Here is a 22407-nt window from a genome sequence, read left to right on the forward strand (position 1 = left end):
CGTGGGAGCGCGCGAGAGACGGGTTTTCGGATGCGGTCAGTCGTCCTCGGGCAACATGATCGTCATGACTCGGGTCGTGATCGCGGCGTTCGCCGGGTCCTCGGACCCATATTCCAGCGCCACATCATAATAATCGATCTTGAAGCGCACGATCTCGGCGCCGACGGTGAACTCGCCGCGGTCGCGCTCCGGGCCATCCTCTGTGCGGAACTGGTAGCTGCGCACCGCCGCCATCAGCTTGGCCTGGGCGATTATCTCCAGAGTTCGGCCCTCGCCACGTGCGATCCGTCCGAGGCAGGTCCGGGTGACGACGATACGGGCGTTGCGGTCGAGGCCTTGTCGGCAGCGATCATTGAGCGCTGCGATCTTGACTATGTCGTAAGTCATGGTGGTCATGCCGCCTCCATCAAGCCAGCGTTGAATTGATCGAGCCATTCCGACATCGCGGGTCGCTCGCTGATCGGAACGAGCGCGGCAGCGTCCTGAAAGCGGACGAGCTCGGTCGGCGCGTCGCGAATGATCGCATCGATCTCGTCGGCGGCGAGGAGCTGCTCGGCGCGGATGAAATCCGTGATGCGGCCTGGCCGGGTTCGCGTCGATCGGCGCCAGAGTCCTTCGACCGTCCGCAGCCGTGGCGCGGCGCGCGCTTCGATCAGCACGATGATGCGCAGGCACCATGTCGGGAGGGCCCGCACTTCGTCGGGGCGCATAGCGCCGCAGAAGAAGCAGCTGGATTTCGGCGGGACGGGCAGGCCTTCGGCCTCGATCCGCTCGATGCATCGGTCGCGGGTCCAGCCCCAATCCCGCAGCGGGTAGCGGCAATCGAAGAGCGTGTTCGCGATTGTCGATGCGTGGGCATAGCGCCGCGTGTCGGCCGGCGAGGCATCATATCCGATCAGCCGAACGACCTTCTGGCCGCGCGCCCAGGCTTGTTGTGCGGGTTCCCAAGCTTTCAGGAACGCGTCCTGCGGGGCCACCTTCCATTTGAGGCTGCATTAGGTCTGGATCGACCTGTCTTATTGGCCTCGCAAAGCTCGCATTTCCGTCGTTCCTTCACCCTCTCCCCTTGCATGACGCCCGATTAGGGCGTGACCGCCTTCAGGCAACAGAGGGATCGGGCGCTCCGGCGTTGGTGCGGATCGGAACGGGCCGGCGCATCCGATCGAATTCCTGCACGAGTTGCGCGTTGCGGCGTTCGAGCCGTTCCGCCCGCTGCTCGGCTTCGACAGCGCGCTTCAGCAGGCTGGCATTATGTGTTGCAAGGGCGATGTTCCTAGCTTCAGCATCGCGAAGAGCAGAGCGTGTGCGATCAGCCTCGCCTGCGGCCGTTTCAGCGGCCCCCTCACGCTGCGACTGAAGCTCACGCAGGGCGTCGAGAACGCCGGCATGGTGGGTATAGATGATGTTGCGGCCGACCCCGGCTGCTCGTGCGAGCCCGGCGACCGTTGGCGCGGTGGACGCGTTATTAGCGAGGACGCTAAGGGCTTCGCGCAGGCGTGCATCGGTGTTCGCCCGCCGACGGGCTTGTGGGGTGGACAGATCAGTCTCGGACGCCATCGGCATTTCCTTTGTCGAGCTGGGCCAAGATGCGGAGAGATTCCTGGATGCGTGCTTCGGCAAGCGCGCGGCTCTCGGCATCGAGGTCATCGCGCTGGGTCAGCGCGGTGTTACGTTCAAGGCGCGCCTCCCAGACCGGCCTATGCCGGTCAGTCACGGCGAAGTTGGCGCAACTTGAGCAGGTGCTTTGCGTGCGAAGCACTGGGTTCGGCTCGCGCTCGCCGCCGAGGCAAGCGGATGTCTCCCGGCGGTAAAGGCAATAGCCCCAGTCGCAGACGCCGAGGCGCATATCCGTTTCGGCGAGGATTTCGGTAATATAGGCATCGACATCGCCCGATCCCGTGCGCCCGCGGAACGGCGATCGCTCGGAGAGCATGACGCCCGCCTTCCCCGCAACGTGCGGAGCCAGGAGCAGGTCTTCCAGCGCCTTGCGGGTTTCTTCGGCGGCCTGCTCGTCGATCAACTCGGCAAGCTCGAAGTCGGTGCCGACATAGGCCCGGTCGGTCATCGCGCGGTGGACATGCCCGAGATGGCGTTGCAGCGCCGTCAGGCCGGTGCGGTCGCGCCGCCCGATGAACCGCGAGAACGTCTTGCGCCCCTGATAGGTGGTCAGGCGCCAGGTGCCGCCTTGGTGGTCCGGCAAGGCGAGGAACGGCGCAAGCCGCTCGTTCAAGCGGACATTGACCATGGGTGACCGCAGTCGGGCGACCGGCATCATCGTCGGGAGCGGTGATCGTCCCCGACCGAGCTGGTGGAGCCAGAGATTCTTCTCGCCGCTGAGTTCGCGGAGCGGAGCGGAGAGACGCTCGAGTATGTGGATTGCGCGCTGGACCGGCTCGGGCGCGAGCCAACGGTGGAGGTCGCCATGTTTCGTCAGCGACGTCTTCGTGATCGTGCCGACCAGATAGACGTGTTCCTCGCCGTCTTCGTCGGTCGCGCGCCGTTCGAGGCAGCCCTCTTCAAGCCTGAGTATCTCGGAGGCGCGCGCGCCAACAAGATAGGCGATGACGGTGAAGCAGGCATCGCCAAGCCGGTCGAGCATGAACGCCAGGCGGCGCAGTGGCCATTCCGGATTCGGATACCGATCGGCGCAGGGACATGGCTCGGCCAGCATCGCGCGTCTGATATGCCAGTGGAGCATTCGTCCCTGGTGCCGTGGTCGGAGCCGTTCATACAGGTCTGCGAGATGGTCGCGCAGGGCGATTATCTGGTCCGCCGGATCGCCGAGCAACTCGATTGCCCCGCTGATCAGCGGCACGGCGATCTCGTCAGGGGTATAGGGATGACCGCCATAAGGCTTCCAGTGCCGCTTCCCGACCGAGGCGGCGCGAGGCGGTGCCGTCGGCGGCGCGTCGTCCAGCTTGTCGCGCTGCATATGGAAGGTGCGGATCGTGCCGAGATGGCCTTCGGCGGTGCTGAGCGAGAGCAACGCGCCGTTCCTGCCCGGGCGTGCGCGCAGCATCGCCACGAAGCGACCCACGGTGTCCTGATCGAGATCCCTGAAGCGTCGGACGTTTTCCGCCGCCATCCACCGGGCAAGGAAGCGGATATGACTGAAGTGGCCGCGGATCGTTTCCTTTCGGAGCGGCATCCGGCCTTCGGGTGGATCGTGCCGCAGCGAGAGCAGGAACAGTTCGGCCGCGTGCCGGAGCAGCGTCCACTGATCGTCGCTGAACCGGCTTCCGTCCGGCATTTCGAACCCCCAGTTGAACGTCATCGCGGCGGGCACGCCTTCGTTCCCGAGCAATGGAGCCGGAACCTGGGTGAACGTGGATGTCGGGACGGAGGCCATGAGGCTATTCCAGGTCTGGCAGCGAAGGCAGGGCGCACATGAGCCGTTCGGCGTCTGGCATCATCTCGGGCGGGAATGCCGGTAGCAGGTCTTGCGTCAGCACCTGAAGGCTGGGCGCGTAAAAGAGGCCGAACCGGATCGGGTCGATCCGCTCCCGCGCAGCTTCAAGATGCCAGGTGGCCTGGACGATCCGCGCGAGATGATCCGGGTCGATCGGGACGATCAGGCCCGGACAGGCAAGGCAGCCTCCCAGTTTCGGGCACACGCGACCAGGATGGGCATGTCCGCTGTCAGTCGGGCGAAGGCAGTCGTGGCCGAACAGCGCCGTCACCGGCGCGCCGGTATCCGCGCCTCTATGTTGCGAGCGATCCGAGATTGTCTCGCCGCGGACCCATGTGATCATCAGCGCCTGAAGTCGTGCGATCGTATCGCGTTCGAGGCGGCGAACGGCATCGCCGTCGACGTAGATATCTGTGGTGGCGACACTCGCATGATTAAGGACCGCCTTGGCCGCCATGATGTCGCCCTGCGATGCAGTATAATGGGCGCTTGCCATGCTGCTGCGGAACAGCTTGGGCGAGAAGTCGGGAAGCAGCGCACGAGGCTTTTCGGGATGCGCTTCGTTCCACGAGGCGATTGCAGCGTTCTGGCGCTCGTAGAAGCGCAACATTGCCGATCGCAACGTGGCCTGCACGATATGGCCGGCGTGATGATCACGCTCGAGGCGGCCAGTCGTCATGAGGAAGCGATGCAGGAACAGCCGATCGCGCCTGGACGGTTCCACATGCGGCAACAACGGCGCCGTCATCGCAAGGAGCTTTTCTATCAGGCGAGGCGCCGCATAGGGCCGGCGATTGTCGAATGACCGCCGTTGCATGCGTTTCACCCTACCGCCGGCGCGGGGTTTCACCCACTCTACCATGACGCGATGCCGCTCGAGCGGATGGGGCACCAGGCAGTCGCGCTTGATCTGGCGTAGCGGACCGGCATTTGCCGCCGTCTGGATCAGCAGCACGATATAGAACGCAACCAGCGTGTCGGTCGTGAGGTGGAGATAGCTTTCCAGCTCACGGAACCCGCCTGCGTCGGCGATCCGCTGCCGATCGGGCTTGTTAAGGTCCGAGCCTCGGGCGGGCGGCATGACGCCGTGGCCGAGGCGGTGGAGCTTCCATATCCAGCGATCCCGTTCGGCGGTCCGGCCACCATGGAGCGGCAAGTTCGGAAGAGCGACGATGGTTTGCCCGTGCTGGAACTTGTCCCAGGCAGTGTCGATCTCGGCATAGCAGACTGCCAGCAGGGCACGCATTGCGGAGGTCGTCAGCCTGTCTTGCGGTAGCCGCTGGACGCCGGCGAGCGGGATCGCATTGTTGGGAACGGCGAAGCCCGGTGCGAACAAGCCGGGATTGTCCGCGATCGCGCGCTTAAGGACCGGCCGGATCATACCGAGCTGACCGGATTGCGACTGGACGCCACGCCTGCGCCCGTTGGTGGGCCTCGCCAGCCATGTAATGAACCGGCGGATCGTCGCCGTATCGAGATCGACCGCGCGCCTGACACGCCCATCTTCGCACAGGAACCTGCCGAACACGCGGAGCGCGAACCAGCGTGAGGTGCGGGTGGCGGCGCTGGACGCCACATCATGATCGCGGAAGGCACGCGAGATAGCTGCGCTGATGTCGTCCGGCATTCCGAGCAGCGCCGGGTTGAAGCGTTGGACGATCCTGCCCCATTCGTCGCGGAACTGGATTTCGGCGATCTCCGCCGGATGGTCCGCCGGCGTCGGTTCGAGCCGAAGCGTCCGATCGAGGCGGCTCCTAGCCATCGGCCGGGATCAGCTCGCCATAGAGATAGGCGAGGCTTTCGCTCAGGTCGCGCTCGTGCAGTTCGACACAGCGCAGATAGATCGCCGTCGTCGTGATCGAAGCGTGGCCGAGCAGCACCTGCACGACCTTGAGCGGGTTGAGGTCGGGATTGGTGCGGGCCTGGACCTGGAGACGGGCCAGCATCGCCATCGCAAAGGTGTGCCGGAGCCAGTGCAGTGTGCCCTGCAGCCCGGAAGCGGCAAACGCTTCGGCAAGCTGCGCCGTCAGGAGCTTGCGCGTCATCGCCCGTCCATGCTCGTTCAGCAGGAGATTGGACGGCGCGCGGTAGCGCCGGTCGGAACGGCGGATACGGCGGACGATCCGGGCGCGTTCCTCGCCGATATACCAGTGCGTATGATCGAGCAGCCGAAGCGGCGGATAGGCCGTCCTTGGCCGGTCGCCCTTGGTGATATGCAGCGGCACGCCGACCAGCGGATCGCTATCGAGGTCGAGCGGCCAGCTATCAGGGATCTGACCGACGGCGAGCGCGCAAAGTTCCTTGCGCCGCAGACCCGCTCCGAGCGCCCATTGCGCGGCAAGTCGCGCAGTCGGCCTGAGATGCGCGAACAGCCGCGCCAGTTCGTCGGCGCGCAACGGCCGCGGCAACTTTTCAGGGCGCGAGACGATCAGCTCGTTGACTTGGCGCCGCTGGAAGCCTGGGCGATAGGCACCATCAAGCATCAGCGTCATCTTCTCGGTCAACCGGAACGGGCAATGGTCGATCAGCCCTCGGTCGAGCGCCCAACCATAGAAGCGGCAGACGGTCGAGACACGCGCATTGATTGTGGTCCGGGCATAAGGCCGCCCGGTATGCGTGCTGGGATTCTCCAGCATCCGGTTGCGATAAGCAGCGATGACACGCTCATCGGCCTCGCGCCATTCGATCCCCGATTGTTCGAGCGAGTCGAACCAGTCGTGGAGATGTTCGCCATAGGTCCGGACGGTTTCAGACGCCTGCGCGCGGCCGCTCAGTTCGGCGTGCTCCATGAGCCAGACGAAGGCAGGCTCGATGATCGCCATGTCGGCGTCGAACAGGATCGGGAAGCCAAGTGGGACATTGGGCATGCCAGAGAATGCCCGAATCATTGATACCACGGGCTATCTCCCTCGCCCGCACAGATGCGATTTCGAAAGTAGCGCAATATGGCCGGTTTGACCGACCCATTTCGATGGAATGGGCGGTTTCCTCGTCATGTCGAAGGGTGTCGTTGCGACTCGACACCAACCACTCACCGTGGCTGCTGACACTTGGCTCCCGCCTTGATATGAGTGAACGATGATCGAGGGGGGAAGTGGTGGCACGTCGGGTATTCTTTAGCTTTCACTATGACCGTGACGTTCGACGGGTCGTGCAAGTCCGCAATTCCTGGGTGGTTCGGCCCGGTGGCGAAGCCCAGCCCTTCTATGACAAGGCAGAGTTCGAAGAGGCGAAGAAACGAGCGGGCGGCATAGAAAAATGGATCGAGGAGCAGCTCAAAGGTACGTCCGTGACTGTGGTGCTGTTTGGCGCGGAGACGTATGACCGTGAATGGGTCCGGCACGAGATCAAGAGAAGCTACGAGCTTGGAAAAGGGCTCTTGGCCATCGACATCCATAGCGTAAAAGATCCGCAACTTGGGATTGATCGTCAGGGGACCAACCCACTCAGCTATTTTACAATTAAGCAGAATGGCCGGGATGTTCCGCTTTCGAACCTATACGGGGCGTATGATTGGGTTCGGGATAACGGCTATGTCAACATGCCGGCTTGGATTGAAACTGCAGCAAAGGCGGCCGGTCGCTGACATCAATGAGTATCTATGAATTGGCCATACTTGGCGCCGTAACGCCCGGGGATCGCGCAACACTAACCGCGACGCTCGCCGATATCGTTTCCGACTTCGGATTGACGTTGGGCGACGATGTAGTTGTGCATAATGCGGACACGCTGAGCGGACGACACAAACCAGCAGCATTCGCATGTGCGTATTTCGGAGGAAACGCCCAACAAGATCTGGAGGCGGCCCAGGAACTCATCCGAGCGAGCGCGCCCATCATTCCCACGATCGCCGCCGGCGCAGACTTCAATGTTCACATCCCCCAGTTTCTCCAGCCCATCAACGGGCTAACGCGGCGCGCTGACGATCCAGCGATGACCGAACTCGCATCGGCGATGCTGGAATGCGTTGGCCTGCTCCGCCGACAGCGACGGGTATTTGTCAGCTATCGACGCGTTGAATCCCGAGCAGCTGCGTTGCAACTCCACGATCTCCTCGCATCCCGCGGATTCGACGTTTTCCTGGACACACACGATATTAGGCCCGGCGATCCGTTCCAAGATGTGCTTTGGCACAGGCTCGTCGATTCTGATGTTATGGTTATGCTCGACACTCCAACTTATTTTGATAGCCGATGGACGCGACAAGAAATAGGAAGAGCACGCGCAAAGGAGATTCAAGTTCTTCGTGTCATTTGGCCTGCACATACACCGAACAAGCTGACTGATCTTGCAGAGACCATTTATCTTGATCCAGAAGAACTCGAGGGGGCGGATGGACCGATAGTAGCAAAAACGGCCGATGCAATCGTTCTTGAGGTGGAACGGCTACGAAGCCGAAGCATCGCATCTCGATATATGTCGATAACCGGCAAGCTTCGCGCTGACGTCGAAAAAATTGGAGCATCGGTGGAAGGCGTCGGCGCACACCGAGCTGTCGCTGTGCGATTGCTGGATGGTCAAAAGATTTGGGCATATCCGATTGTTGGAATCCCCACGGCCGAAATTTTGAACGATGTGGCCGATAAGGCGCGACGAGCGGAACAGCAGGAGATACCGGTACTGGTCTACGATCATATCGGCATCCGTGATGCATGGAATGCCCACCTACGATGGCTTGGAGAGCATATTCTCGCGGTCCGCACGGTTAAGGTTTCCGAAGCCGGATGGGCTCTCGCAGCATGGGAGAATTGACCATGGCTGAGGCCATTTTCCTATCGGCAGGTGTGCCAGATCCGAAGCGAGGGCCACAATATGCGGCGACCGCCGACACTGTCGCGATTACGGCCGCAGTTTCCGCTTTGGTGCACGTCACACTTGGTCGCAGACTTCTTGTTTGGGGTGGACAACCCGCAATCACACCGATGATCTGGGTGGTCTCTCAAGACATCGGAGTAAATTACGGACATTGGGTACGGCTCTATCAGTCCCGCCATTTCGAGGATGAATTCCCCGAGGACAACGAGCGATTCAATAACGTGATTTATACAGACGAGGTTGAGAAGGATCGGGAGAAGAGCCTGCTTGCCATGCGCGAGCGCATGTTTTCCGAACACAAGTTCAAAGCAGCGGTATTCATTGGTGGTATGGGTGGGATCGTACAAGAGTACGAAATGTTTCGACGCCTGCAACCAGAGGCTGCAGTGATACCAGTAATCTCCACGGGCGGCGCGACGCTTGAAGTGGGGGCGCAAGTTGGGTCTCTAGCGCCCGACCTAGCGGAAGACCGAGACTATGTTGCGTTATTTCACCGCCACCTTGACGTTTCCGTCCGAGAGGAGCGCTTCGAAAGCCCGGCCCTCCAACCGGCTGTCGTTGAGGAGCGATTTTGGCAGCCCCCTGCCACTGCTTAAACGGGGTGGGAACTCATCATTCGCCAGCCAGCCATTCGCTGAGCTCCGTAGCTGTGTTCCTTTTCTCGTCGAGAACCATCCAGACACGCTTTTGATGACCCTGTAGATCCCCCCAGACAATGCGGCGGTATAATCCCAGATACTCCCACGATGCCCATGCTTGCTCATGCGAGCTGTCGGATGCCGGGAACAGCGCGATCTTCGTCAGCCCCTTATACCCATCGGCCACGCCTAACTCCCAGGGCACCCAACGGCTGTCCTTGCTGTTCTTGCTTGCAAGAAGGACAAAGCGCTTGGTCTGGCGAATACGGCTCTTTAACAGCCCCGCCGTTTCCTCCGTCGTGTATGGGGGCATTTCCGGGTCGATTTCATCGACATAGACCCTGGCTCCGTGCCCTTCCAACACACGAATAGCGCCAACGACCAAATCATCATCTTTGCTTGAGTGCGAAAGAAATGTGGTGCCTGAGAGGCTACGAGAAGCAGCAGATTTTCTGAGACTTGCCTGTTCGCTAACATTTAACTTATCGGCAAAATTCCGAAGCTCGGATTTTGTAATGTATTCGATCATAATCGAAACTCTATCATCGAATATCGCACGAATTCACGGAGTTCCATCAGTTCTTTGAGCGGATCGCTATCGCGTCCTCAATCCAGCTCTCGATCCCGTTTTTGATCGAATCATAGACTGCCTTGCTATCTGTGCCTGAAGGGGTGACCAGCTTCGCTATGGACGATAGCTTTTTCCCGGTATTTCCATAGCCGACTTCGTCAAACGGATTGCTACCAGCCGCGCACGAATTCCCGTCGTGGCCGAGAAGTTTGTTTATCCGAATGCCGACCACTCCTTTGCCGGCATCCCAGCCTTTAACGATCTCGCGGACTACCCAAGGGCGGCTCGCTGTTTCAGAACCGACAAGCACCACCACACAGCTCTTGCCGTACATGTTGTCATCGATCCATTCTTCGATGGAGGCCTTGCCCTTCCGCTTGACCTCTTCCCACGCATTCGCGGTGCAAAGAGTCTGCCCTTCAAGAGCACCGATGTTACGCACTTGCTGGGTGCGCCAAAAATCGTTCGCGAAGTGGAAACTGAAGAAAACGCGCCGCGCCATAAGGCCCCCTTTTGTTCTCCGGTCTTCTACAAGCCCAGGCTTTGTTTCGCCAGTGAAATCGATCCTGAAATGATCTGCTCGCGAATGAAGTGCGGTAATTGAGTCCAAGCGGATTCATCCGGCAATCAGGCGTCGCTGCGCGACGCGAGTGACGGGCCGACCACCGCCAGCTCTTTGGGTTAGCGCGGCGGTCGGCCCGTCACTCATCGCGAGCAAAAGAGACAGTCTCTGAAGCCGGACCTAACGAGCAACTATGGCGGCCAAGGCTTATGCTGGGCAAGGTCGCGTTCGTGAGAATGTTCGACAGCAACGAGTAATAGGGCGGCCAGTGCTTGAAGCGCTGTGGTATATAGCGGACGACTTCATAGCGGATTCCCCGCGCGCGCATCCAAGCGGCGATCATCGTCTGATATTCGTAGGTCTCGGGCTTCTCGGAGCCGGTATCGGCGCTCAGGACAAGGTCCGGGGCCTCGCCGCGTGCGGCAAGCTCGATCAACAGGGCGGTACTGTCGACGCCGATACCATAAGCGAGAACGACCGGAGGTGGCTCGGCAACGCGGATATAATCCGGGCGGTGGGGGGAACAGAGGTCGTTCACCCGCTCCGCGGTGGTCGGGGGCGGCGTGCCGTGGGGAATGAGGCTGGTCATCGGCCGCTCCGGAACTTGAGCGCTTCCATCGCTCAAACCCGGACTTCCCCCTCCTCTTTCACCTCGGCGTAAGACGCCGCCGGTCTGGCGAGGCCGCTAAAAATGGCGTTCTCGGCCTTGGGGGTTATGAATCGTCGCCCGGCTGCCCCATCAGCACAACGAGGATGCTGGGCTTTTCGAGCATCGCGCTCTTGCGGCTGTCATAGTCGCGGCGGTCCTCGTGGCCGATCGTGAGGACGTCGAAGACGGGAGATCGACCGTTGTCGGCGTTGGGCACGGTCCAGCCCGCATCGTGGAACTGGACGTCGACGAAGCGGGCCGGACCGCCCGTGCGGTGAGGACCGAAATAGAAGGTGATGCGCCTGCCCTCGGATGTCTTGGCGCTGATCGTGAAGCCGCCATCGGGAATGTCGATGGGCAGCGTCGGCACGCGGTTGAAGCGGGCGAAGCCGATCTTCTCGGCGTCTTCGCTGGTCATGATGGGAAGCGTGGTGATGTCAGCCATGGGAAATATCCTCGGTTCAGAAATGAAGGGGAAGGCTTAGGTGATCGGCCGGTAGCTCCTTCGGATAAGGTAGGCGGGGCAAACTGCGCCCGCGGCGGCGAGCCTCGCGGGTGAGCTCGAAGCAATATGTGTAGAGCCCGGCCTGGCGATGGCGGATCAGATGACGCTCGCGCTGCAGCCGCCAGAGCCATGCCGCTGGATCCTCGGCGATGCCGGGACACGGCATGCCGAGGCGTACGAGCTGGTCGACCGCGCCTTCGTGGCCGCGCTCGCCCAGGCGGATCTTTGACAAGGTGCGTCCGGAGACCGTGACGCCGCCGGCGCGCAGCACGGTTCTCGGCCTCGTGACGCCGCGGTGCGCGCCGCTGAGCGCGCCATAGATCCGGCCGATGTGACCGGCCTGGGGATCGCTGTACGAAACTACGGCCTCGATGCCCGGGCGCTCGCGGCGCAGGTGACGAAAGGCCCGGCTGACGAAAAAGCTCTCGCCATTTTGCGGAACGCTGTCGGTCAGAATGAGGCGTGCGAGGACGCAGCCGCGCGCCGCTTCATCGAAGCCGGTATGGCGTGTGATGACGGCGTCGGTCGCGGGGACAGCGAAGACGGCGACGCCCTCGAGGGTGGCGCCGCGTCCGAACAGGCCGACGGCGACCTGAGCGGCGGGGTAGCTCGGCAGATAATGGTGGCGGGCAATGAAGGCCCGCGCAACGTGATGGTCGATCACTTCGACGCTATAGGCCTTGGGATCGATGACTATGAGATCGTGCGCCAATAAGGCGCGACGCTCGCGCCATCGCTGGCTGCGGGTCGTTTCCATGTCGGGGATCCTCGAAATCTATAGAAGACGGAGCTGAACCGCGTGACTGTCGATCACGGCCCTGGCGAAGCGCGCGGCGCCGGCCTGGTCGGCGCAGGGGAAGAGTTCGTGGCCGGTGAAGAGCTGGAATGTGCCGTCGAGCTCCATCGCGCATAGCCAGCGCTGGCACCCATCGATCTCGACCATGGCGAGAGGGATGCAGCGGCTTGCGCCATAGGGCCGGGGCTGAACCGGATCGCCCGGAAAACCGGCCAGCGTCCAGAAGCGCCATCCAAGCGGCGCCTGCCGATCGACATCGGCGGTGATCGTCAGACCCCCCACTGCGGCGCGAATCCGGCTCATTTTCGGCGCTTTCTGGCGCCGATTGCCATCAATTCCTCGAATCGCACCATAATGGAGCTTTCGGTCGGGTAGCGTTCGGCGAGCCCGTGCCTGCGCAGAATCGGACGGCGGGCAGCGAGGATGGCCGACGCTTCGGCTGCGGTCGGCAGGCGCGGTGGCCAACCTTTCACATAGCGTAGCCCGGAGGGCATCGCCGCCTCGATGCGCCGGCGTTCGGCCTGGTCGGCCTTGGCGCGGACGATATCCGCGCGCAGAGCGCGTGAAAGCAGGTGCGGCGCGACGTCGGAGAGCCAGCGCGAAGGCTGGAAGGGAAAGGTCGAACGCGCTTCGATCCCGACCAGTTCGCGGTAGACGGCGCTATTGGGCGGGGCCGCGGCCGATGCCTGCAAATCGTGCAGCGATGCGAAGATGCAGTAGCGGCATGACAGCCGGGTGGCCCGCCAGACCGAATAGGCTTCGTGAAGCAAGAGGCCGAGTATGTCATGGGCGCGGAAGACGTCGACCGTGGTCCAATCTACGATCGGATGCCAGAGCGACATGGCCGTACCATAGCGATTGCCTGGCGGGGCAAAACGCGTGTCGGCCTTGGCGACCGCGGTTTGGGCGCGGTTGTGGCTTTCGTCCCGGCGAATGCCGACAACCGAGATCACGTGCTCGCCGCGCAATGCGCGCGCGATGGCCGGGCCGATCGTCGCGATCTTCATCTCGCTCTGACAGAATTTGAGCGAAGCGGAGGACCATGGCCCGATGAGGTTGTAGGTCTCCAGGGCTTCGTAGCGCCGCTTGCCGCTTTCGAACCGCTGGATCCAGCGATCGACAAGGTCTCCGGCCGCGCGGCGCACGACGGTCAACGGAACGCCGCCGGCGGCGGCGATCGCCTCGACTGTCGCTGGTGTCGAATCCCATTCGGCACGTCCGAGATCGGCATGGATGGCCATGCGGCGCTGGCGTGGATGGCCGATGAGGTCGAGGTACAGATTGACGGCCGCCATCGCCGCCGTCGAATCCTTGCCGCCGGACAGGTTGAATACGACCCAGGCGCCTGCTTTCAGCGCCTCGATAATGTCGGGTGTGATCGCGATCTCGGGCAGCGCCCAAATCCCGAGAGGCTGGCGGAGATCCGGAGCCGTCATGCCGCCTGCTTCCCGCGCCGATCGACGCCAAGCGCGTCCGCGGTCAGCTCGTCGATTTGAGCGGCAAGCGCCTGGTAGCGGCCGGTGAGTTCGCTGACGCTGGTGTAGATTGCTGCGTCGTTGGGATTTGCCGGGACCCGGAGCAGGACCGGCAGGATAACAGCTGTGATCTCCGGATAGAGTCTGCGAACGATGATGGCTTCGATGCGCTGCGCGACCAGATCAATCGCGCGGCCCCCATTATAGCGGGCGGGGCCTGGTCGCAGTTCGAGGTGCGACAGCGGCGCAATGACTTCGCTCAGACGGGCGAGGCACTCGCCGGCACGGCCGTGACCGAAGTTCGTTCGGTAGGATATGAGCGACTGACGTTCGGGGGATAGCTGGTCGAACGGGATATACAGACGATACGCAAAGTCTGGATGGTGCCCCGCCGCACGGGTTCGCGTTGCTATGATCTGCATGGCGGTCTCCGATCATGCGAATAGGCGCGACGGCTCGGCCGCGGGAATGGTGAGGCCGAGTTCGCGTTGCAGACGCGCTGCGAAGCGGTCGGGTGCGAGAAGGTCGCGGACGGAGGCCCAGCGGTTGCGGTCGCCGATATGGTCGCCGCGCCCCTTCACCTTGCGGTATGCGATCTCGTGGTCGGGGCCGAGGGGTCCGAGCGAGAGGCGGACCCAGACCTCCTCACCGTGGAGCGTGATGTCGCCCGAGACCGCCGGGCCGCCCTTGTCGGAGCGGACGTCGTAGGTCCCTTCCGCAAGGCTCAGGGCCTCGGCCAGGCGGCGCATCGCAGCGCGGCCTTCGGAGTGAAACACGCGCTTGGCCGCTTCGTCATAGGCGACGCCGCGATAGGCGAGCGTCTTGAGCGCAGGGTGCCGGCGGATCTCGGCGATCGCGTCGAGACACGCACGTCGCAACTCCAGATCAGCCGGCTCAGCCTCGCATACGGTAGCAAACCGCCGCGCCAGCAACACCACTGCGGGGTCGCTTTCGAAGTCCTTGCCGGCATTGCGACAGTCGGTGATGGCTGCCTGGATGGCGTGAAGCGTGGCGCCGATCGTGGTCAAGGCGCTGGGTTCGAGCGCCTGTTGATGGCGCATCGTGATGTCGTACGGCATGGGCGAAACCTCCGGTCTCGAGCGCTTCTTCGCTCGACCGGCTCGCTCCCCCTCCCCTTTCTGTTCGATCACAGGTGCCAGGCTTGGGACGCGGTGACGTCAGACCCTCGGCAGGCAGTGGTCAGCAATGGTTAACGCGGTTACGCTAGATTCCATCCAAAATGGAGGAGATCGCCTTGGGCATCGACATTATGGAATGCCTGCGGGCCGGCGTAACGGATCTCCGCCTGCCCGGGACCCCGATGGTCGGCCTTGAGAATGAGCGGAAGGCTGGCCCCAGCTCGACCGCTGTGATGTCGGTCATCGGACCCATCCAGGTCGATCTGTTCGTCGCGGCCGTGAACGCGATCGCCGTCAAACGGGTCGAATTGCAGCTGCCGGAACAGGTGGATGTCGAGACAAAATATGTTCTGGCGCAGCCTTGGCGGTTTGATGGCATGGTGGACGCAGTGCGTTGCCACCGAGACGGACTGCGTGGCGAGCGTGTCAAATTGACCCGGATTCACCTGCCCGGCCTGCCGGATATGTATAGCATGGTCGATGGATGCCACCGGGCGTTTGCGGCCCGCGAATTCGGCGATCTGGTCATGCCGGCGGATGTTCAGGCAGAGATATTCTGCGACGTGTCGGCGTTCTGTATCGAGGGCCGCGTGCTAATGCACGAGATCGACGGCGAGCGTCGGCCGGTATCGCCGAGCCACTCCTCTGGATCGTCCCTCGCTCCCGATGCGCCAGTTCTGACGCTCGACATCATCTATGTGCTGCAGGCGCTAGGGATCCGTATCTTTCCCACACCCCACAAAGCGAGGCTCTACATGAGCGATGCCAAGGCCACACCCACGGCCTCGCTGCAGCAGGACCTGGTCTAGCGCGTCCCGCCGTCAGCTAAAGCCGACTGCTCCTGCAGGATTCGGACCGCACGTTTCAGGCCCTCGTCGCCGGTTTCGTTGACGATCTCGACGTCCGGCTTCTTGGCTTTGATGGCAGCGATGATGCTTGCAGCGAGCCTGTTCTTCAGCGGGTAGGTGTAGACCTTCCCATCTTCGATGGTGATGATCCTGGTGCGCTGTTGGCGGCGGAGCACCTTGATGTTCTCGGCCTCGTCCATCAGGCGGGCGACTTCACTTTCGAGATCGGGCTCCAGCTCGGTCCCGTGAAAGGCGCGCACGGGGCGGTTGGCCTTCAGCCAGGCATTGACTTCGGCCTCGGTGGTCGAGCCGACCTGATGATAGTCGTCCATGCCGCCGTGCCCGCGATTGGTGGCGTGGAAGGCCAACCTGCCGTCAATCCAGATCTCGGCAGTGTAGCACGGCGTTTCCTCGGAGAGCTCCTTGATGATTTTGAGCTTTCGCAATTCGATCAACATGACGGGGTCTCCATGGTTGGGGCCGCAATATCCCCGGCCTCGCAGCGGGCGAGAGATTCGATGGCGGCGTGATCAGCGACGTCGGCGGCCCGGGCCGGGTCCGATCGCGCGCGCGATATGGCCGGCATAGACACCGCATGCGGCCCAATAGGCTGCGACCGGCGGCTTCCGGCTGAGCCAGCTCTTTTCGGCGCGTTGGCGTGCGTCGCGCTGGATATCGAGAAGCACGGCCTGCAGGGCGTGCCGGGCGGCGGGGTCGAGCGCGCGGAGGTAGGCGACTGACGGCAGACCGAGGATCGGGTTGCGAACCTCGGCCCGGTTCGAGCGGCCGGTCATTGGAGCTGGCCCATTATCGAGCGCATGTCGAACGAGTCTATGTCGAAAGCGGCCTGGCGATTGTCGACCACGAGCGCGAGCGCGCCGGGCTTCACCCAGATCTCGCTCGCCGATAGAGTGAAGGTCGCGCCTTCTGCCGCGAGCAGGAGCGCCTCGCCGATGGTCTCGGCGATGCCCTGCGCCGACGGCGGGGGGACAGCGTTCCCGGTCCATTCGCGTTTCGTAGCGTCGGAACCGCCTTCGAGCTGAAATCCGAAGCCGGCGGCCAGCACTTCGTCAAAGGATTTGCAGCGATCGAGGATGTGCTGCGGGAATGACTGCTCGGGGTCGAACAGCCCCTGGATCGAGGCCAGCTCTATCGAGGTGAAGGGTCGGTGCCAGGTTTCGTCGAGGGCGATGATGCGCGCGACCAGTCGGTCGTCGGGGTTGGGAAGCGCGACCGGCTCGTCGTCGATCGGCACGTCGCGCGGTTCGGCAACCGACCACGGCCCGTTGTTATTCTTGGCGAAGGCCGGCACCGCGCCCGTCGGCTTCGACCAGTCGGCAACACCATAATGGCCCTGCGTCACAGATGAGTCGCGGTCGGGTCGCATGAGACAGACAGGCCTCGGGTCCGCGACCGACAGCGCGCCGGATCCGACGCGATCGGATGTCGTGACCACGGGTGACGGCGCCGACGCCGGCACGACGCGCATCTTGTTATGGTGCTGGCCAAGGCTGGTGCCGGCATATTTCGGATCGGCGACGACGAAGGCGCCCATCCCGGTGGTGCTGGCGCCGATGACTGCGTTGGCGACCATATCGTAGCCGGTGACGCGGTACTTGCCGTTCACGTGGCGTCCTGCTGGCGCGCGCGGATCCGCTACCGACAGTCCACCTGCAGGTCCGCCGGGTCCCGCGACCGTCGGCGACGGATCCTTGAATCCGACGATGCGATAGGTGTTGTTGAAACGAGGACGGCCGTCGATGCGCGGGTCCGCCACCGAGTTGGGCCCCGATCCGACCCACATGTTCGCGGTGACGACGCCTGCGGGCTGGAGCCAGGTCTTGACCCCGCATTGGACGCTAGCGGGATGGCCATCGATGCGCGGGTCGGCAACGCAATGCGCGCCGCTGGTCGGCCTGGATGAGCCGGTGACGACGCCCTTCGTTGTTTCCCAGCCCAGGACGCCGAGGACGTAGCGATGCGTCGCCAATCCATAGGTCGGGCGAGGATCTGCCACCGAGAAGGCCCCGTTGGTGGGCCCGCTCTTGCCCTGGATCACGCCGGACGCGGCGCCCCAGCGGACAACGCCAAGCGTGCTGTCGCGATCACGCTCGCCATAGCGAGGGTCGGCGACCGAGTAGCTGCCATTGGTCGGCAGCCCGCGCGAGCTGATGACGCCGACCGTGCCGGACCATCGATTGACACCCAGGAAGCCCGAACCCTCGCGGCTCGAGATTGCCCGCGGATCGGCGACCGAGAAGCGCCCCTGCCCGGGCGCCCGCGCGCTCGTGATCAGCGGACCGCGATCGTCCCACCGGCAGACGCCGTAAGCGTTGTCGCGCAGCGCCATCTCCGGAATGATGCCAAAGTCGCGCAGCACGCCGTTCTCGACGGCGAGGCGGTTGAGCGAGCGCCAGTCCTTGCCGGGCTCGACGAAGGCGAGGCGGACCCAGGTCTTCCACTGCAGCGCCGGGACGCGGTGCATCACACCGGCGCGAGGATCGCCCGGAAGCGGTAGCTTGCCGATGACTTCGCCGACACCGCGGAGGCGGTGTTCGCGGGGTTGGTAGATGTAGTTGGGGAGCTTCTCGGGATAGCGGGCAATCAGGAGGAAACGCTTGCGGCTTTGGGCCAGATTGCCGATCACGCCGCAATCGTGCGTATCCTCGTTGACGCTGTAGCCGAACGAGCGGAGCAGCGCTTCGATCTGGTTGAGCAGCCACCGGCCACGGGTGGCGATGCGCGGAACATTCTCGAAGATGATCGCCGCGACCGGATCGTCGCGATAGGCCTCGAGGAGCAGCCAGATTCCCCGCAGCGTGAGGGCGTTGAGCGCCTGATATTTGTCGGTCAGGCTGATCGACTGCGACAGCAGGCTGCTGAAGCCCTTGCACGGGAAGCTCGCAAAGGCGACGTCGAGTCGGCCGAACACCTCGCGGATATCGTCGGGAACGGCTTCTCGCCATTCAGGGCCGGGATCGCGTCCGTGGAAGGCGCGATATTGGTCGCGGCTGAACAGGTCCATGACCGTGCCCTTCACGCCGGTCATGTGTTCGAAGTTGGTGATCGCGCCGGGATCTACGTCGATGCCGCCGGCACATTCGAAGCGGCCGCGCAAGTTGCCGACACGCGGATTGGCCATGTTGAAGCCTTTGGCGCCGGCGCCGATCCCGCACGCGAGATGGCCATGGCGAAAGACGCGCTCGGTGATGGCGTGTGGTTGCAGCATGGGAGGGCTCCTCTGGTCGCGGGAGCGGCTCTCAACTGCCCCTTCGCTTGCCCTCGGCCTTCCCCCTCCCCTCGATCAGGCGGCGCGACGGTCGCGGTAGATGTCGGCGGCCCATTGCTCGATCCACGGCGCTGTCAGCTCGTCGTGATCGAGATCACCGGATTCGATGAGGGCGCGGATCTCGCTGCGCGCCTGCGCGATCGCGGCCTCCCAGGCATCGCTCGGACTGGGGTCGGGCATCGCCGGTGCGCGGACGGGAAGCTGCCGGGCAGATTCAGACAGGCGGGCGCGCTGGGTGTGGAGCCAGTGCTCCATATGATCCGCCACGAGCTGGTCGGACTTGGAGATGCGCCGCTGATGGGCCTCGCGGCGCGCACTGACGCCGTAGGCCTGGCTGTCGAGCGAGGCGATGCGGTGGGCAAACGGCAGGAGGTAGGGGATCGCCGGGCCTTTGACCCCGAATGCGTGAAGGCGGACGCCCTTCGGCAAAACACGATCGAGATGATCGATGACGGCGATCAGGCCTTCGGGGCCGTCGATTTCCCGTCGGCACATCGAGCCGACGCCGATGATCGCGCCAGGCTTCATCATGCCCCAGAGCGCGTCGATGCAGCGCTCATAGTCTTCGGGAAGGCGGCCCTGGATCACGGGCATCAGGGTGTCGGTTATGCCGAGATCCGCGGCACGCTGCCGGCAATCGCGGTTGGCGCGGATGGTGCGGGACAGCCGGTCGATGACCTCTTCGCGATCGCGGGCGACGCCCTGCTCGACACAATAGTCGAGGCTGGCCCACCACCGGAACGGGAAGGCGGCGGCGAGCGCGACATAGGAATCGACGGTCCAGGGAAAGCCGCCGTAGACTGACATCGCAGCATAACCAGCAGAATCGAGCACGAGGCTGTGAAGGCTATGGGCATTGGCGAGATGATGAAGCTTCCAGCCCGTCCATTCGCGCCAGCCTCGACGCGTCGACCATATGGACAGGCAGTTCGCGGAGATGAGCACCGGCTGTTGCAGGGCACGTGCCCGGGAGAGGAGCGGACCTTCGCACAGATGCGGCAAGCCGATGATGATCTCGATCGACATCAGATCAGCTCGGCACCGATCGCGGCGAAACTGTTGACGATGTTGCCGCTGTCGTAGCGGGCCGCATCGACCAGCGCGCGAACGTCGGGACCGTCATATTTGGCCCATCCCAGATGATCGACGCTTGCGACGCGGCGCCCGATCAATCCCGTCTTGCCCGCTGGGACCCAGGCCTCGTGGGTGCCGAAGGCAGCGGTGACGACGATCTCGCCGATCACGGCCTGATAAGCTGCGCGGCGGCGCATGACGTAGCTGTCGCGTGGCGCGACAGCTATACCTGTGAAGTCGCCGTAGCGCCGCGGGTGCCAGTTGCGGGCGATATCATGCGCAAGCTGAAGCGATGCCGCCATTCCGGGCCGTCGCAGGAGCTTCAGCTCAGCTTCGAATGCGAGGTAGACCAGGCTCCAGTCGACATCCTCCTCATAGTGGATTCCCTCGAGCCGCAATGCGCCGGGCATCGCCTCCTGTCGCTGCGCCGACAGGATCAGGCCACCGTGGGATGCTGTGCTGACATGCCAGACGCCGGGCAGGATTTGATCGGCGGTGGCGATGCCGCCCCAGATGGACGCGACAGGCTGCGCGGAAGATTCGAAGGACATTGCTCATCTCCGGAAGTGATTTGCCCGGCCCCCTCCCCCTCATCTCTTCCCGTGGGCGTCGGCTTGACGGCGCTGATTGTTCCCGTTACGTTCCGTCCGCCAGGAGGTGCGCCATGAAGAAGACCGTGTTTCACGATCGTTTCGATCTCGACATCACCCTGCGCGATGCGTCGCTTGATGCTGACAATCGCCCCACGCGCCGCATGATCGCGAACGCGGCTATCGGCATGCATGTCGAGGATGCCTATTATTCGGTGCGCGAGGTACGCGAAGCCGTCAGCTGGGTCCATGAGGGCATCCCGGCGGGCAAGGCGAAGCTCACTGCGATCCTGGCGAACGACGGCGCCGATGATTTCCAGCGGTGCATCTATTTCTGCCTTGCCGGTCGCGGCGTGGTCGGGATGCTCGACGATCTGATGTGGCTCGAGGATGTGCTCGAGCGGCGCGGCCGCGTGGCTGGAGAGATGCAGCGCCTCAAGGCGCGGGTGATGCCGCTCACAAACCCCTATGTGGCAGACGCGCCGGATGGTCCGTTGGTCGCACAGTCTGGCGACTTCACGCAGGGTCCGTCGTGGTGGGAGGATCCGACGCTTCTGGTCTGACCGGCTCGGAAGCGGCGGGCGCCTTTCCATCGGCGGAGCTGTCCGGCTCCCCCTCCTCGGTGACGATCAGCCAATCATCAGCGAACCAGTCGGCACGCCGGGGCGGATAAGGCTGTTCCAGCGTATCGCTGCCTTGGCGATAGCGCAGGAACGGCTCGGCAATGCCGCCGGCGCGGGGGACATAGATGTAGAGCAGGCCATTGTGCCAACCGCCGCGACGGGCACGCGCACCAACCTGAATCCGGTCCAGCGCTTCGGACAAGGTCACCGCTCGCACGCCAGTCGCTCGCCATGGCGCCATTTCGATGGGGCGATCCATCGGCCGGCAAGGGCCCCTGCCCTCTTCGCTTCGGCCTGTGTGAAAGCGGCCTCGTAGCGCGACGCCCGCTCGGGATCGCCGCGCAGATATTTGCCTTCGGGAACGGCAAGGCCGGCGCGGATCATCATCTCCCCAAGATCCTCGCCATCAACCGTCACCACCGCAACCGGGCGCCCATAGCTTGTGCTGGGCGTAAGCTGGATGATGGCGGTCTTGTCGCGCAGGGCTCTGGCGGCGAAATCCTGCGCGGTCTTGCCGCACTGCCAGCAAGCATTGGCGCGCTCGCAAAGCTGCCTGCGCTCGAACGCGTCGACCCCGAGCAGACGGAAATCGACCGCGACCGTGTCACCGTCGAGCGCGCGCGCCTCGGCCTCGAACGTCGCACGCTCTGGTGGCTGGGGCGCGGCACCGCAGGAGGCCATCGCGAGGCCGAGAAGGAGGATGTTCCGTTTCACGACACCATCTCCACGACGACATTCTCGTCGCGTCCGGGCGAGGTCGAAACGCGAAAGGGCTGGAGTGGGTCGCAGGTCCGGATGATGCTGACCGGTCTGGTCTGGGCATAGAAGATCCGGGAGGCGACGCGCAGCGCATTTTCGCGACTGCAAAGGATACCGCGCTTCGGCGATATCGGAGCGGCAGGCAAACCAGCAAGCATCGTAAATCCTCTTCAAGGAGGCATGTTACAGGAGGGACGGTTCAAGCGAAGATGGTCTTGTGAACCTTGGTCACAGGAACGATCGACCAGCGCCGTTCCATGAAGCGACTGATCCGGTAACTACACAGCGTATCCGGATCGCGAAAGCTCATGCGGCGGCCACGCTTTTGGACGATGAATTCGTCGCCGACATGGCCATCGGTGAATGTGAGGGCGTCGGCCAGCTTGACCCGATCGCCATCCTCGACCTTGCGCGTGCGTTGCTGCAGCTTGGCGAGGCACCGCCGACGCCAGTCGAGAGCGTTTTCATTGTCGGTTGAGGTCAGCAGGTTGAGGATGCTCTCGGGGCAGCCATCCTCGCATGGTCCCATGCTTTCTTCCAGTCGGGTAGGATTGGTGCTGCTCAGAGAGTCAGCCCTGATCCCCCCGCCGAACCGCACGTGCAGCTTTCACTGCATGCGGCTCTCCGCTGCGATAATACCATCCATATTCCGGCTATCGGGCAGG

The 22407-nt window shown here is 63.3% G+C and carries 27 protein-coding genes and 2 pseudogenes; 5 read left to right on the forward strand and 24 right to left on the reverse strand.

Annotated elements, in window-relative coordinates:
* Positions 1 to 36: 36 nt before the first annotated feature.
* The 6 genes and pseudogenes from WP12_RS16290 to WP12_RS16315 all read right to left on the reverse strand — a co-directional run bounded on the left by WP12_RS16290 (position 37) and on the right by WP12_RS16315 (position 6297).
* Complete coding sequence (locus WP12_RS16290) at positions 37 to 387, reverse strand: DUF3768 domain-containing protein (protein WP_046194762.1); 351 nt, start codon at positions 385 to 387, stop codon at positions 37 to 39.
* A gap of 5 nt (positions 388 to 392) precedes the next feature.
* Positions 393 to 995: pseudogene (locus WP12_RS16295) on the reverse strand (hypothetical protein); the annotation flags it as partial.
* 103 nt (positions 996 to 1098) lie between these two features.
* On the reverse strand, positions 1099 to 1557 hold the full coding sequence (locus WP12_RS16300; RefSeq protein WP_046194764.1) for a hypothetical protein: 459 nt from the start codon (positions 1555 to 1557) through the stop codon (positions 1099 to 1101).
* Complete coding sequence (locus WP12_RS16305; protein ID WP_046194730.1) at positions 1541 to 3349, reverse strand: integrase; 1809 nt, start codon at positions 3347 to 3349, stop codon at positions 1541 to 1543. Before WP12_RS16305 ends, WP12_RS16300 begins: the two co-directional genes overlap by 17 nt.
* Before the next feature lie 4 nt (positions 3350 to 3353).
* Positions 3354 to 5171: a site-specific integrase gene (locus WP12_RS16310; RefSeq protein ID WP_046194731.1), complete on the reverse strand. Its 1818-nt coding sequence runs from the start codon at positions 5169 to 5171 to the stop codon at positions 3354 to 3356.
* Entirely contained in the window at positions 5164 to 6297 is a 1134-nt protein-coding gene (locus WP12_RS16315) for a tyrosine-type recombinase/integrase (protein ID WP_046194732.1), read from the reverse strand. Before WP12_RS16315 ends, WP12_RS16310 begins: the two co-directional genes overlap by 8 nt.
* Positions 6298 to 6506: 209 nt before the next feature.
* Between WP12_RS16315 and WP12_RS16320 the strand changes: the two genes are divergently transcribed.
* From WP12_RS16320 to WP12_RS16335, 3 genes are read left to right on the forward strand one after another with little or no spacing between them, the layout of a single operon-like run.
* Positions 6507 to 6995, forward strand: coding sequence for a TIR domain-containing protein (locus WP12_RS16320; protein ID WP_038577284.1), 489 nt, complete (start codon positions 6507 to 6509; stop codon positions 6993 to 6995).
* Between the two features lie 5 nt (positions 6996 to 7000).
* Positions 7001 to 8161, forward strand: coding sequence for a toll/interleukin-1 receptor domain-containing protein (locus WP12_RS24255; protein ID WP_084691196.1), 1161 nt, complete (start codon positions 7001 to 7003; stop codon positions 8159 to 8161).
* Positions 8162 to 8163: 2 nt separating this feature from the next.
* Positions 8164 to 8820: an SLOG domain-containing protein gene (locus tag WP12_RS16335; RefSeq protein WP_038575783.1), complete on the forward strand. Its 657-nt coding sequence runs from the start codon at positions 8164 to 8166 to the stop codon at positions 8818 to 8820.
* A 16-nt stretch (positions 8821 to 8836) separates the two neighbouring features.
* Here WP12_RS16335 and WP12_RS16340 read toward each other — a convergent pair whose 3' ends face one another.
* The 9 genes and pseudogenes from WP12_RS16340 to WP12_RS16380 form a co-directional block, all read right to left on the reverse strand.
* A complete protein-coding gene (locus tag WP12_RS16340) occupies positions 8837 to 9391 on the reverse strand; it encodes a toll/interleukin-1 receptor domain-containing protein (protein ID WP_038575785.1) in 555 nt (184 codons plus the stop codon).
* Between the two features lie 46 nt (positions 9392 to 9437).
* Positions 9438 to 9935, reverse strand: a complete 498-nt coding sequence (locus tag WP12_RS16345) for a TIR domain-containing protein (protein WP_046194735.1) — start codon at positions 9933 to 9935, stop codon at positions 9438 to 9440.
* 241 nt (positions 9936 to 10176) lie between these two features.
* Positions 10177 to 10584 (reverse strand): annotated as a pseudogene (locus WP12_RS16350) (hypothetical protein); the annotation flags it as partial.
* A gap of 124 nt (positions 10585 to 10708) precedes the next feature.
* On the reverse strand, positions 10709 to 11089 hold the full coding sequence (locus WP12_RS16355; RefSeq protein ID WP_046194736.1) for a hypothetical protein: 381 nt from the start codon (positions 11087 to 11089) through the stop codon (positions 10709 to 10711).
* Between the two features lie 16 nt (positions 11090 to 11105).
* Positions 11106 to 11906 (reverse strand): Mom family adenine methylcarbamoylation protein, encoded by an 801-nt coding sequence (locus WP12_RS16360; RefSeq protein ID WP_046194737.1) that lies wholly within the window; start codon positions 11904 to 11906, stop codon positions 11106 to 11108.
* A gap of 18 nt (positions 11907 to 11924) precedes the next feature.
* Positions 11925 to 12248: a hypothetical protein gene (locus WP12_RS16365; protein ID WP_046194738.1), complete on the reverse strand. Its 324-nt coding sequence runs from the start codon at positions 12246 to 12248 to the stop codon at positions 11925 to 11927.
* On the reverse strand, positions 12245 to 13381 hold the full coding sequence (locus WP12_RS16370) for a phosphoadenosine phosphosulfate reductase domain-containing protein (protein WP_046194739.1): 1137 nt from the start codon (positions 13379 to 13381) through the stop codon (positions 12245 to 12247). The genes WP12_RS16365 and WP12_RS16370 overlap by 4 nt, the downstream gene beginning before the upstream one ends.
* Entirely contained in the window at positions 13378 to 13842 is a 465-nt protein-coding gene (locus WP12_RS16375; RefSeq protein WP_046194740.1) for a hypothetical protein, read from the reverse strand. Before WP12_RS16375 ends, WP12_RS16370 begins: the two co-directional genes overlap by 4 nt.
* 12 nt (positions 13843 to 13854) lie before the next feature.
* Positions 13855 to 14499, reverse strand: a complete 645-nt coding sequence (locus tag WP12_RS16380; protein WP_046194741.1) for a hypothetical protein — start codon at positions 14497 to 14499, stop codon at positions 13855 to 13857.
* 176 nt (positions 14500 to 14675) lie between these two features.
* On the opposite strand from WP12_RS16380, the gene WP12_RS16385 reads away from it, so the two are divergent.
* Entirely contained in the window at positions 14676 to 15368 is a 693-nt protein-coding gene (locus tag WP12_RS16385) for a hypothetical protein (RefSeq protein WP_152664031.1), read from the forward strand.
* Here the strand turns inward: WP12_RS16385 and WP12_RS16390 are convergent.
* From WP12_RS16390 to WP12_RS16410, 5 genes are all read right to left on the reverse strand, one after another.
* Positions 15365 to 15865: a hypothetical protein gene (locus WP12_RS16390; protein WP_046194742.1), complete on the reverse strand. Its 501-nt coding sequence runs from the start codon at positions 15863 to 15865 to the stop codon at positions 15365 to 15367. The genes WP12_RS16385 and WP12_RS16390 overlap by 4 nt on opposite strands.
* A gap of 72 nt (positions 15866 to 15937) precedes the next feature.
* Positions 15938 to 16201, reverse strand: coding sequence for a hypothetical protein (locus WP12_RS16395; RefSeq protein WP_046194743.1), 264 nt, complete (start codon positions 16199 to 16201; stop codon positions 15938 to 15940).
* Positions 16198 to 18636: a DNA cytosine methyltransferase gene (locus WP12_RS16400; RefSeq protein WP_046194744.1), complete on the reverse strand. Its 2439-nt coding sequence runs from the start codon at positions 18634 to 18636 to the stop codon at positions 16198 to 16200. Before WP12_RS16400 ends, WP12_RS16395 begins: the two co-directional genes overlap by 4 nt.
* 75 nt (positions 18637 to 18711) lie before the next feature.
* Entirely contained in the window at positions 18712 to 19722 is a 1011-nt protein-coding gene (locus tag WP12_RS16405; protein ID WP_046194745.1) for a deazapurine DNA modification protein DpdA family protein, read from the reverse strand.
* Entirely contained in the window at positions 19722 to 20321 is a 600-nt protein-coding gene (locus WP12_RS16410; RefSeq protein WP_235399175.1) for a DUF7007 domain-containing protein, read from the reverse strand. Before WP12_RS16410 ends, WP12_RS16405 begins: the two co-directional genes overlap by 1 nt.
* Before the next feature lie 113 nt (positions 20322 to 20434).
* Between WP12_RS16410 and WP12_RS16415 the strand changes: the two genes are divergently transcribed.
* Positions 20435 to 20923: a hypothetical protein gene (locus tag WP12_RS16415; protein ID WP_046194746.1), complete on the forward strand. Its 489-nt coding sequence runs from the start codon at positions 20435 to 20437 to the stop codon at positions 20921 to 20923.
* Here WP12_RS16415 and WP12_RS16420 read toward each other — a convergent pair.
* The 4 genes from WP12_RS16420 to WP12_RS16435 are packed head-to-tail and all read right to left on the reverse strand — an operon-like array spanning position 20877 to position 22271.
* Positions 20877 to 21191: a Thoeris anti-defense Tad2 family protein gene (locus WP12_RS16420; RefSeq protein ID WP_069067195.1), complete on the reverse strand. Its 315-nt coding sequence runs from the start codon at positions 21189 to 21191 to the stop codon at positions 20877 to 20879. The two genes, WP12_RS16415 and WP12_RS16420, sit on opposite strands and share 47 nt — an antisense overlap.
* Positions 21188 to 21664 carry a thermonuclease family protein gene (locus WP12_RS16425; RefSeq protein WP_046194768.1) on the reverse strand — a complete coding sequence of 159 codons (477 nt, stop codon included), beginning with the start codon at positions 21662 to 21664 and terminating at the stop codon, positions 21188 to 21190. Before WP12_RS16425 ends, WP12_RS16420 begins: the two co-directional genes overlap by 4 nt.
* A gap of 29 nt (positions 21665 to 21693) precedes the next feature.
* Complete coding sequence (locus WP12_RS16430; RefSeq protein ID WP_046194748.1) at positions 21694 to 21900, reverse strand: hypothetical protein; 207 nt, start codon at positions 21898 to 21900, stop codon at positions 21694 to 21696.
* A 41-nt stretch (positions 21901 to 21941) separates the two neighbouring features.
* Positions 21942 to 22271 (reverse strand): DUF6927 domain-containing protein, encoded by a 330-nt coding sequence (locus WP12_RS16435; RefSeq protein WP_200894542.1) that lies wholly within the window; start codon positions 22269 to 22271, stop codon positions 21942 to 21944.
* Between the last annotated feature and the right edge of the window lie 136 nt (positions 22272 to 22407).

Origin of the sequence: Sphingomonas sp. SRS2 (assembly GCF_000971055.1) — a bacterium.
Taxonomy (GTDB): domain Bacteria; phylum Pseudomonadota; class Alphaproteobacteria; order Sphingomonadales; family Sphingomonadaceae; genus Rhizorhabdus.